Source organism: Fibrobacter sp. (genome assembly GCF_017551775.1).
Classification (GTDB): domain Bacteria; phylum Fibrobacterota; class Fibrobacteria; order Fibrobacterales; family Fibrobacteraceae; genus Fibrobacter.
On sequence record NZ_JAFZKX010000036.1, the window covers coordinates 1 to 10,646 of the forward strand.

9 protein-coding genes are annotated in these 10,646 nt (G+C 54.1%); 3 read left to right on the forward strand and 6 right to left on the reverse strand.

The annotated features are described in order from the left end of the window. The 4 genes from gltA to IK012_RS04400 form a co-directional block, all read right to left on the reverse strand. Positions 1-1,409, reverse strand: a 1,409-nt coding sequence (gene gltA, locus IK012_RS04385; RefSeq protein WP_290951042.1) for an NADPH-dependent glutamate synthase, incomplete at its 3' end; no start/stop codon positions are given. Beyond that, complete coding sequence (locus IK012_RS04390; protein WP_290951045.1) at positions 1,409-2,296, reverse strand: sulfide/dihydroorotate dehydrogenase-like FAD/NAD-binding protein; 888 nt, start codon at positions 2,294-2,296, stop codon at positions 1,409-1,411. The genes IK012_RS04390 and gltA, both read right to left, overlap by 1 nt. Before the next feature lie 162 nt (positions 2,297-2,458). Then, a complete protein-coding gene (locus IK012_RS04395) occupies positions 2,459-3,268 on the reverse strand; it encodes an alpha/beta hydrolase (protein WP_290951048.1) in 810 nt (269 codons plus the stop codon). A 17-nt stretch (positions 3,269-3,285) separates the two neighbouring features. Then, a complete protein-coding gene (locus tag IK012_RS04400; protein WP_290951051.1) occupies positions 3,286-4,161 on the reverse strand; it encodes a hypothetical protein in 876 nt (291 codons plus the stop codon). Between the two features lie 136 nt (positions 4,162-4,297). Here IK012_RS04400 and IK012_RS04405 point away from each other — a divergent pair, with 136 nt between their 5' ends. The 3 genes from IK012_RS04405 to IK012_RS04415 all read left to right on the forward strand — a co-directional run bounded on the left by IK012_RS04405 (position 4,298) and on the right by IK012_RS04415 (position 6,892). Then, positions 4,298-5,200 (forward strand): MBL fold metallo-hydrolase, encoded by a 903-nt coding sequence (locus tag IK012_RS04405; RefSeq protein WP_290951053.1) that lies wholly within the window; start codon positions 4,298-4,300, stop codon positions 5,198-5,200. An 84-nt stretch (positions 5,201-5,284) separates the two neighbouring features. Further along, positions 5,285-5,707, forward strand: coding sequence for a Fur family transcriptional regulator (locus tag IK012_RS04410; protein ID WP_290951056.1), 423 nt, complete (start codon positions 5,285-5,287; stop codon positions 5,705-5,707). Between the two features lie 27 nt (positions 5,708-5,734). After that, a complete protein-coding gene (locus IK012_RS04415; protein ID WP_290951059.1) occupies positions 5,735-6,892 on the forward strand; it encodes a GTP-binding protein in 1,158 nt (385 codons plus the stop codon). Between the two features lie 87 nt (positions 6,893-6,979). Here IK012_RS04415 and IK012_RS04420 read toward each other — a convergent pair whose 3' ends face one another. After that, a complete protein-coding gene (locus tag IK012_RS04420; RefSeq protein ID WP_290951062.1) occupies positions 6,980-7,513 on the reverse strand; it encodes a hypothetical protein in 534 nt (177 codons plus the stop codon). A gap of 103 nt (positions 7,514-7,616) precedes the next feature. Then, positions 7,617-10,646: isoleucine--tRNA ligase (gene ileS, locus IK012_RS04425; protein ID WP_290951065.1), on the reverse strand; the 3,030-nt coding region annotated here is incomplete at its 5' end.

Genomic DNA, 10,646 nt, shown 5'->3' on the forward strand with positions numbered 1-10,646 from the left:
CCACCGGCATAAACCTTCTCCATGAAGGTCTTGTTGGCAGCGGCATCTTCGAGAAGGATGTGACCCTTCTTGTCGACGGAGAGTTCCGGCGTGGTGTTGCTGATAAGCGGGTTGGAACCGTTACCGATAGCAACGAGCACGGTGTCGCATTCGATTTCGAAGCTTGCGCCTTCGACCTTGACCGGACGCGGACGGCCCTTTTCGTCGGGTTCGCCGAGTTCGTACTTGTCGACGAGCATACCACGGACGTGACCGGCTTCATCACCGAGGATCTTGGCCGGGTTCTGCAGAACGCAGAATTCGACACCTTCTTCCTGGGCGTGGAGGATTTCTTCCTTACGGGCCGGGAGTTCGTTCATGCTACGACGGTAAACGATGCGGACCTTTTCAGCACCGAGACGGAGAGCCATACGGGCAGCGTCCATAGCGACGTTACCACCACCGAGCACGACCACGTTCTTACCGGGCCACATCGGAGTATCGGCATTTTCCTTGTCATAGGCGCGCATGAGGTTGGCGCGGGTCAGGTATTCGTTAGCAGCGAACACACCGACGAGGTTTTCGCCTTCGATGTTCATGAAGAGCGGGAGACCAGCACCGGTACCGACGAACACAGCGTCAAAGCCATCCTTTTCGATGAGGTCCTTGAGCTTGCGGGTACGACCGATGACAAAATTTGTCTCAAACTTCACGCCCATGGCGGCGAGGGATTCAATTTCCTTGTCAACGATTGCCTTCGGCAGACGGAATTCAGGAATACCGTAGCGGACCACACCACCGAGCTTGTGGAAAGCTTCGAAGATGGTCACGTCGTGGCCTTCGCGGCGCACGTCAGCGGCAACAACCAGGCCGGCAGGACCGGAACCGATCACAGCCACCTTCTTGCCGGTAGCGGGCTTCACGGCCGGCACAGAGGCGCCACCGTTGTTGCGTTCATAGTCAGCGGCAAAGCGTTCGAGGCGGCCGATAGCCACAGCCTTGTTCACGTCCTTGTGAGTCTTACCGACGGTGCAGTTCATCTGGCACTGGCGTTCCTGCGGGCAAACACGGCCGCAGATAGCCGGGAGAAGGCTCGTTTCCTTAATCTTGGCGATAGCGGCCTTGAAGTCGCCCTTGGCGATTTCAGCAATGAAGGCCGGAATGTTGATGTGCACGGGGCAGCTTTCAACGCAGAACGGCTTCTTACAAGCAAGGCAGCGGTTAGCTTCGACGATAGCCTGAGCTTCGGTGTAACCCTGGGCAACTTCTTCCATCACGCGGGCACGGTAGCTCGGTTCGAGCTGCGGCATCGGCTGAGAAGGAATAGCAAGCTTGTCCTTCATCTTGAGGGGTTCGGCAGCGCTTCTAATCTTTTCAAGTTCCACCTTGGCGGCGGCGTCCAACTGTTCGCGAGTCATATGTTCAGACATTACTTGCTCTCCTTGGCCTTTGCGTCAGCCATCTTGTCAATGTTGCACTTGTGGCCATCGTTTGCACCGAAGCGGTGCAGGGCTTCCTGTTCCTGGGGCTTGAAGGCGCCCATACGCTGGAGCATGTTGTTCCAATCGACTTCGTGACCGTCGAATTCCGGGCCATCGACGCAGACGAACTTCGTCTTGCCGCCGATAGTCACGCGGCAGCCACCGCACATGCCGGTTCCGTCCACCATGATGCTGTTGAGGCTGACCACGGTCTTGACTTCGTAGGGCTTGGTAGTGAGGGCGCAGAACTTCATCATGATCGGAGGACCGATGGCGATGACCATGTCCGGCTTGCCCTTGGTGTCTTCGCAGAGTTCCTTAAGGGGTTCGGTCACGAGACCCTTGCGGCCATAAGAACCGTCGTCGGTCATGAAGATAATGTTATCGGCGAGAGCGGTCATTTCTTCCTTCATGAGGAAGAGGCTTTCGTTACGGGCACCCATGATGATGGTGACCTTGTTGCCGGCGGCCTTGAGGGCCTGAACAATCGGGTGCATCGGGGCGATACCCACGCCACCGCACACGCAGACCACGTGGCCAAAGTTTTCGATATGGGTCGGGGAACCGAGGGGGCCCACGAGCACCGGAATATCGTCACCGACTTCGAACTTGGAGAGTTCGGTGGTGGTCTTACCGACGGTCTGGAAAATCAAAGTGATAGAGCCTTCAGTCGTGTCGGCATCGGCGATGGTGAGAGGCACGCGTTCACCGTTGTCCTTGTTCGTCTGGAGGATGATAAACTGGCCGGCCTTACGCTCTTGAGCGATCAGCGGGGCCTCGACGCGGAATTGGAATACCGCAGGAGATAACTGCTTTTTAAAGAGAATTTTTGCCATAGTGGCACAAATTTAGATAAATGGGCTGTGGCCTAAAAGCGAAACTTTTGTAAAAAGATGCTCCAAAAAGGCAAGATATGCCCTAGATTGGGGGTACGAAGGCCGCACGGGCACCCTTGTATAAATTTTGAAAGGATTTTAAAAGGTCGGAGCCGGGCTGGGCTACTTCTGCAAGAACTGGAGGATGCGGTCCTTATATTCTTTGAGTTCGTCGAAAACGGCGTGGCCGTAGCCTTCGAACATCGCGAATTCGCAGGGGACGCCTGCGGCATTGAGCTTATCTACAATCTTTTCGGAGGCGATGGGCAAGACTACGCGGTCGTCGCTCGCGGCGAGCACGAGCACCGGGCATTTGATGCTTGCGAGCATGTCGCCGGTATCCACGTTGTCGCACTCGCGGGCGAAAATGGCGAAGCGGTCCATCTCGGCTTCGGATACGTCGCGGTACATCATGAGCAGCGCGCGGCGGTAGCGTTCTGCGAATTTCGTAGAGAAACAGTCGCGGATGAAATTGTCGACCAGAGTTTCGCGGTCATGTGCGCGGGCGAGACGTGCCCAGTTCCCGATGACTTCGAGCTGCTGCGGTTCCGGCTTGGACGTCGAGCATCCGAGAACGAGCTTCTGGACCATTTCCGGGTGAGTCGCCGCGATATGCTGGGCCACCATGCCTCCCTGAGACATGCCGTACAGCGCGACATCCTTCAGGCCGAGCGCCTGTATGGCGAGCACCTGATCGCGGGCCATTTCTGCGAGGGAATATCCCGGTTCCACGTCCTTGCGCCGGTCAAAAAAATAGAGCGTGTAGTCTTCCGCGAACATCTTGTACTGCACTTGCAGCGACGCGGCTGACTTCATCACGCTCTTGATGGCGAGTCCGGGTATAACGACCAGCGGTTTTGCGCCGTTCCCGAACTGCGCATATTCCATTTCGAATCCGTCGGTGCGGACACAGTGCACAAGATTTTCGCTCATGCACTAAAAGATAGCAACTACTTGAGGTAGTAACTTATGCCGCCCGTGGCAGACCAGTGCCAGCCGCGAAATTCCCCGAGGGTGTTCGCGACGCCCATGCGCGCTTCCCATCTGTCGGTGATGCGGTAGCCGACGGTAAAGTATTCCGTCATGACCAGCGGCATGTCGAAGTTGGCGATTGTGTTCCCCTCTTTCGCGAAAATGCTCCCGCCAGACGTTGTGGGGAAGGCCGGGTCGGGCCTGTAGACGCTGAACGAGAAATTGAACGATAACGGTCCGTTGTAGATGCTCGCGAAGCCGCCGTAGGTAATGGTGCCTCCCGTCGTAGACGAATCTGCGAAGAAATGCTTGCTGAAGTCTTCCCAAACAAGGAACTGGTCGCAGCTGTATTCCGTTCCGGAGTAGTTGAATTTGCGGGCGTACATCCATGCGCCAATCGAAAGCCCCGCTTCGAAGTGCTTGGTGTTCACGCCAATGATCAAGTCGGCGCTCAGGCCCTTGTTCACGGCGACGGATCCGCCCCACAAGAACCAGTTCCTCTTGGCGAGAAGGTCGATGGATGCCGTCACGATGGGGAAGGTTACGTTGTATGTCCCGTCGACATTTTCCTTTACCTCTTCGCGTTTGAAATCACGGCAGTTGGTTATGCCGCTGCAGTTTTCCATCTTGTTGGTGATGCCGGAAAGTTTTTCTTTTTCCGACTTGCCCAGGTTGATGTTTCCGGACGCGCGAATCTTGAACGTTTTGGGTTCCTGATAATTGCCGACACCGCGCAGTTCCGGGGCCGTAGGCGCTTCCATGTCGAATTGTTCTACGTGGCCGTAATCTCGGGTCATGGAACATCCGGAAAGGAGAGCGGCAAAACCGATGCATAATGTTAAAATTTTTTTCATATGTCTCAAATATAAAACCGGTTTGGCGTTTTGGACCCCTAAAGAGGTGTTTTTCGGATAAAATGCAATATTTCATGACGACAGGAATAAAAAAACGCCTTTGCATTTATATATATTCCCTTGCACAGGAGACACCATGAAAAAATCGCTTATTTTGTTCTGCTCTTTCGCGCTGGCCTTGATGGGGGCCGGCTGCAGCGACTCACAGACCTCCGACAAGGATGGCGCCGGTACGAATGCTTCGGTAAAGGTTGCCAAGAAGGCCGCGGGCAAGGAGCTGCGCGACATCGCCGGCACCAAGACGCTTGTGCTTGGAAACGGCGCGATAGTCACCTGGATTCAGGATAACGTCGGCGAAAAGTATATGCCGCGCAGCCTGTTTAGCGATGCGAGCGATTCGCTGTTCAATAGCTTGAACAAGCCGGAGGGTCTCCCCGCTTCGGTAGGTACGTTCCTTGTTCGGGTCGATGGCGCGAACATCCTGTTCGATGCCGGTTTCGGGGCTTTCGGCGGGAAGATGCTGAGCCGCCTTATGTCCCTGGGTATCGCTCCCGAAAACGTCCAGTTTGTCTACCTGACTCATTTCCATATGGACCACATCGCGGGCCTCATCTCGAAGGATAGCACGGGCCGCCTCGCCAAGACGTTCCCGAACGCGGCGCTGTATGCGAGCAAGGCGGAATACGACGCCTGGATGAACAGCATTCCCCAAAACGAAATGCAGAAGAATATCATGGGGCTCTACAAGGATAGCCTTCATTTGTTCGAGTTCGGGGACGAACTGCCCAAGGGCGTGACCACGATTGACGCAGTCGGGCATACGCCGGGCCATACCGCCTTCCAAATTTCGAACCTGCTTGTCATCGGCGACCTGATGCACGGCTACGCGCTGCAGAAGGACCATCCCGAAATCAATTCCAACTACGACATGGACAAGCCCAAAGCCGCCGAGAGCCGCAAGCGCATTCTGCAATACGCCCGCGACAACAAGCTCCTGATGGCCGGCATGCACCTGCCGCCTCCGGGATTCGCTGAATAAGCCCTTTTTATTGCATTCATAATCCCTTGCCAGGATTCTTTTATTTTGTTATAATTTGATAATGGTTATCAAATTTAGAAAGGCATGGAAAAAATGAATTACAAGACCAAGCAGCAGGATTTGCTCCTTTCTTGCTTCAAAGCTATGCGGAACCGCCATTTTACGGCGGAAGACGTTCGCGCCTATTTCTTGAAAAAGAATATCCCCATCGGTATCGCCACCATCTACAGGCAGATGGAAAAATTCGTATCGGCGGGTACCGTGCAAAAATATTTCCTCGGGGAACAGAACGCCGCCTGCTTCGAATATTCGGGCGACGACTGCCACAAGGAAGTTTCGCATTTTCACCTCAAGTGCGAAAATTGCGGCAAACTCATCCATCTTGAATGCCATGACCTCGAAAAGCTCGGCTCGCACCTGATGGCCGAACACGGCTTTACGCTGGACCCCTTCCGTACTGTTTTTTACGGGCTTTGCCAGAACTGCGGGGCTGCCGCCAGGATATAAAGATTTCCATATAACAAAAGGATTCTTATGAAAAAGAATAAGAAACCGGTGATACTGATCACCGGGTATTTGGGCTCGGGTAAAACTACCCTTTTGAACAACCTCCTCAAGCAAGAGAAGAGGAAGGTTGCCCTTATCGTGAACGATATGGGGAGCATCAACGTCGACGCCGAAATCTTAAAGAAGAACGGTTCGAACGTTACCGAATGCCCGATGTTCGAACTGCAAAACGGCTGCATATGCTGCACTTTGCGCGACGAGTTCATCCAGCAGATTGAAAGGATTTCCAACCTCAGTTCCGTCGAGGTCGTGTTCGTCGAAGCCTCCGGCATCAGCGATCCCGGCGCCGTGAGCGCGAGCTTCCTCGCTTACGAGGAAGACAATCCCGATACGAACGTGTATTTGACCTCCATCGTCACGGTCGTCGACGCCGACAGAATCTACCGCGAGTTCCTTAGCGATTTGAAGCAACGAAAAGAAATGAAGGACAGCCTGGCGGAAAAATACGACCTGTCGCAAGAAGAAATTTCGACGCTCATCGTGGACCAGATTGAATTCTGCAACTTTATCATTTTGAACAAGTGCGACTTGCTCAGTGCGGAACAGCTCAAGGAAGTCGAGTCCATCGTGCGAGACTTCCAGCCCCGCGCGCCGATTCTCCACTCGGTCAACGGCGACATCGACATTGAAAAAATCATGACGACAAAGCCGTTCAATTACGACCAGATTGATTCTTCTTCCGCAATCCAGAAGGCGACGGCGAGCCTTACGCAGCCGGGCCGCAAAAAAGAAGGTTGCGTTGACGAGTACGGAATCTCCTCGTTCATTTTCGAAGCACGGCAACCGTTCAACAGAAACCGCTTTATGGAATTTGTCAACAACCGCTATCCGTCGCAGCTCATTCGTTCCAAGGGTTACATCTGGTTCTCGGATGCAAGCAAGGACGTGCAACTGTTCGAACAGGCCGGCAGGAATTCTTCCGTGATGCCCGTTTCTTACTGGATTGCCGCTTTACGCGAAGACCAGAAACAGGCGTATCTCGCGGACAATCCTGAACTTCGGGAGAATTGGGATTCTCGATTCGGCGACCGCGAAAACCAGGTCGTATTTATCGGCAAAGGCTATAACAAGGACGACATCATGCTCGAACTCGAGAAGTGCCTTGACGAAAGAGCGTACGCTTGACTTTTTTCCTACCTAAAACCCAAAGAGACGTTCCGCTTGGAACGTCTCTCTTTAAATGCTTTTGGTTTCGCGGAATAGAAAAAAATTTTAGGGATCGAAAATTAGCATTCTCGGGCCTGACATCGTGAATATGGCGTTCACAAAAACATTTTCTTTTTTTGCAAAATAGCCAACTTCAAGATTGAAAAACCATAGCAAGTCAAAACGGACGGATGCACCGTAGTCAAATCCCGTCGAAGAAAACCAACCCACCTGGGGGCCTACCCCAACACCAGCCAAAGCATGAAAACACTGGATGCTTGGATGGAGTAAAATTCCATGTTCGTGGTCGGTGAAGTCATAAACATACCTAGTACGGATAAACCACACAAACGCATAATTCGGAGCCCATGGGCCTTTTGTATTTTCAGGACGTTTTTGTGCATAGATTAAACCAGACGGTATAAGCCACCATTCCAATCCGGCCACGAACATATTTCCGCCGCCCACCTCTAACCCAAGAGGCAGTGGTATATTATCTGAGGCTTTTTTCTTAGGTGTGTAAGTTGAATCACCTTCCGCCATTGAAACACTCGGCAAGAACAAGGCCAAGGCAAAAATAAGATTCCTAACAAACTTCATTGTCATGAATATAAAAAAATATCCCCGGAGTTTTTTATTCCGGGGATAGAGTATTTCGGATTCGTAGAGCGATTAAGCGTTGATGCTTCGCACCCAAACCTTGCTAGGCTTTTACAGTCGTGAAGGCGAAAGCCTCTCCGTCGGCTTCGTTGGCTTCGAGACCATCGGCAGATGCAGCCCAAGCAATCTTCACAGCCTGAGTTTCGCCGGCGATGTAAGCTTCGTTTTCGGCAACGGCCTGCTTGAAGACTTCGCTTGCGCTGAACAAGGTCACTTCGATCTTGTCCGTGATGGCGTAGTCCTGGTCCTTGCGGCGGTTCTGGATGCGGTTCACGAGTTCGCGAGCCACGCAGGCGCGGCGCAGGTCATCGGTAATCTTCAGGTCGAGAGCCACGGTAAAGTGCTGGTTTGCTTCCACGGCGAGGCCTTCCGGCACGATGCGGCTGAGCATCAAGCAGTCGGCACCGACTTCACCGAAGTCGAACTTAATGGCTTCACCACCCTGCAGGGCCTTGATTTCGTCAACCGTGAGGCTGTTGAGCTTGGCGGAAATCACCTTCATGTTCTTCGCATAGTCCGGGCCCTTCGCCTTGATGGCGAGGAAGTTCGGCTTGGCGGAGAGCTTCACCAGCTTGGTTTCGTCTTCGAGGAACTGCATTTCGCGAACGTTGAGTTCTTCGAGAATCAAGTCCTTCATGGTCTCGGCGACGTTCTTTTCTTCGGTGCCGTGAGCAACGACCGTCATGCTTGCAATCGGCATTCGGTTCTTTACGTTGTTCGTAGCGCGGATGACGCGGCCCATTTCGACCATGCCACGCACCATGGCGATGCGTTCCACGAGGGCTTCGTCCATGAGGGACTTGTCGGCACTCGGGAATTCGCAGAGGTGCACGCTCACCGGAGCGTTAGCATCGACTTCGCGGACGAGAATCTGGTAGATTTCTTCGGCAAGGAGCGGGAGGAACGGAGCGAGAATCTTGGAGAAGTCCACCAGCACCTTGTACATGGTGGCGTAGGCGGCGTTCTTGTCGCCATCGTTTTCGCTCTTCCAGAAACGGCGGCGGCTACGACGCACGTACCAGTTCGTGAGGTCATCCACAGCGGCGATCACGGCGGGCACCACGTTGTACAGGCGATAGGCCTTCATTTCCACTTCGACATTGGCAGCCAAATCCTGCAAGGTAGCAAGCATCCAGCGGTCCAGTTCGTTGTCGCTCTTGACTTCCTGACCCGGCCGCCAGTTCAGCTGGCCCTTGGCGGCGTCGGCATTGTGGTTAGACACAAAGAAGGCAACGGCGTTCCAAAGCGGGAGCATCACCTGCTTCACGATACCCTTCACGCCTTCTTCGCTGAAGCGCAGGTCTTCGGCCTTGAGGGCGGCGGAGTTGATCATGAACAAGCGGATGGCGTCAGCACCGGTGCGTTCGATCAAATCGTTAGGGTCCGGGTAGTTGCGCTTGGACTTACTCATCTTGGAGCCGTCTTCGGCCAAGATAATACCGTTCACAATCACGTTCTTGAAGGCCGGCTTCTGGAACAAAGCGTTAGAAAGCACGGTCAGCGTGTAGAACCAGCCACGGGTCTGGTCCAAACCTTCGGCAATAAAGTCAGCCGGGAAACTTGCTTCCACCACTTCCTTGTTTTCGAACGGGTAGTGGCGGCTAGCATACGGCATAGAACCGGATTCGAACCAGCAGTCGAAAACTTCAGGCGTACGACGGTAAACCTTGCCGTTCTTTTCGATGGTGAGCTTGTCCACAAAGTGCTTGTGCAGGTCATCGAGCTTCACGCCGGTGAGCTGCTGCAGTTCTTCGATAGAGCCCACAGCAATCATGTCGCCGTCATCAGAGAGCCACACCGGAATCGGCGTACCCCAGAAGCGGTTACGGGAAAGGTTCCAGTCGCGGGCGCCTTCGAGCCACTTGCCGAAACGGCCGTTCTTGATGTGGTCCGGGACCCAGTTCACGGTCTGGTTGTTTTCGACCATCCATTCCTTCAAAGTCTTGGTCACGCCGTCCTTATTCGTAACAGGAGCGTCGATCTTCAAGAACCAAGTCTTGAGGGCGCGGTAAATCAGAGGAACGCCGGTACGCCAGCAGTGGGGGTAGCTATGCACAATCGTGTCCTGCTTGAACACGCGGCCCTGTTCCTTGAAGAAGCGGATAATTTCCTTGTCGGCTTCCTTAGCGCCAAGGCCCTTCCACATCGGGACCTTGTCGGTGAACTTGCCTTCGGTATCGAGCGGGTCGAAAAGGCCGAGGTCGAGTTCAGCACCCTTCTGGAAGTCTTCTTCACCGAAGGAGGGAGCGGTATGCACGGCGCCAGTACCGTCTTCGGTACTCACGTAGTCGGCGGGGTAAATCTTGTAGTGGCGGGACAGCTGGTCCGGTGTCACGAATTCATCGGAAATACGGGAAAGCGGTTCGTAGTCCTTGCCCACGAGTTCAGAGCCCTTGCAGGTATCCACAATGTTCGGGTTCTTGAAGTAGGCGGCGGTACGGCTTGCGGCAATCCAGTACTTCTTGCCGTCCTGTTCCACAAGGTTGTAGTCCATATCCGAACCCACAACGATGCAGAAGTTGGAGTACAACGTCCACGGAGTCGTCGTCCACACGAGGATGCTCGTGTCCTTGAACTTGGCTTCGTTAGAGTTAATCGGGAAAATCAACGTGAGGGACGGGTCCTGACGGTCCTTATAGCCCTGGTTGGTTTCGAAGTTCGAAAGCGGAGTAGCGAGGGCCGGGCTGTACGGCTGGATGCGGTAGCCCTGGTAGATGAGGCCCTTGTCGAAGCACTGCTTGAACACCCACCACACGGATTCCATGAAGTTCTTGTCCATGGTCTTGTAGCCGGTGTCGAAGTCCACCCAGCGGCCCATGCGGCGCACGGTCTTCTTCCATTCGCTCGTGTACTTGAGCACCTTGCTGCGGCAGGTTTCGTTGAACTTGTCGACGCCGAGGTTCTGGATTTCGGCAACGCCCGCGAGGCCCAGTTCGTTCTGCACGAGAGATTCAATCGGAAGACCGTGGCAGTCCCAACCGAAACCACGCGGAACCTTCTTGCCCTTCATGGTCCAGTAACGCGGCACGATGTCCTTGATGGTACCGGCCAGCAAGTGACCGTAGTGCGGAAG

Bases quoted from the DNA above. Each gene is read 5' to 3' on its own strand.
- IK012_RS04405 (WP_290951053.1), top strand. From the start codon at position 4,298: ATGAAAAAATCGCTTATTTTGTTCTGCTCTTTCGCGCTGGCCTTGATG.
- IK012_RS04400 (WP_290951051.1), bottom strand. From the start codon at position 4,161: ATGAAAAAAATTTTAACATTATGCATCGGTTTTGCCGCTCTCCTTTCC.
- IK012_RS04395 (WP_290951048.1), bottom strand. From the start codon at position 3,268: ATGAGCGAAAATCTTGTGCACTGTGTCCGCACCGACGGATTCGAAATG.
- IK012_RS04415 (WP_290951059.1), top strand. From the start codon at position 5,735: ATGAAAAAGAATAAGAAACCGGTGATACTGATCACCGGGTATTTGGGC.
- IK012_RS04420 (WP_290951062.1), bottom strand. From the start codon at position 7,513: ATGAAGTTTGTTAGGAATCTTATTTTTGCCTTGGCCTTGTTCTTGCCG.
- IK012_RS04410 (WP_290951056.1), top strand. From the start codon at position 5,285: ATGGAAAAAATGAATTACAAGACCAAGCAGCAGGATTTGCTCCTTTCT.
- IK012_RS04390 (WP_290951045.1), bottom strand. From the start codon at position 2,296: ATGGCAAAAATTCTCTTTAAAAAGCAGTTATCTCCTGCGGTATTCCAA.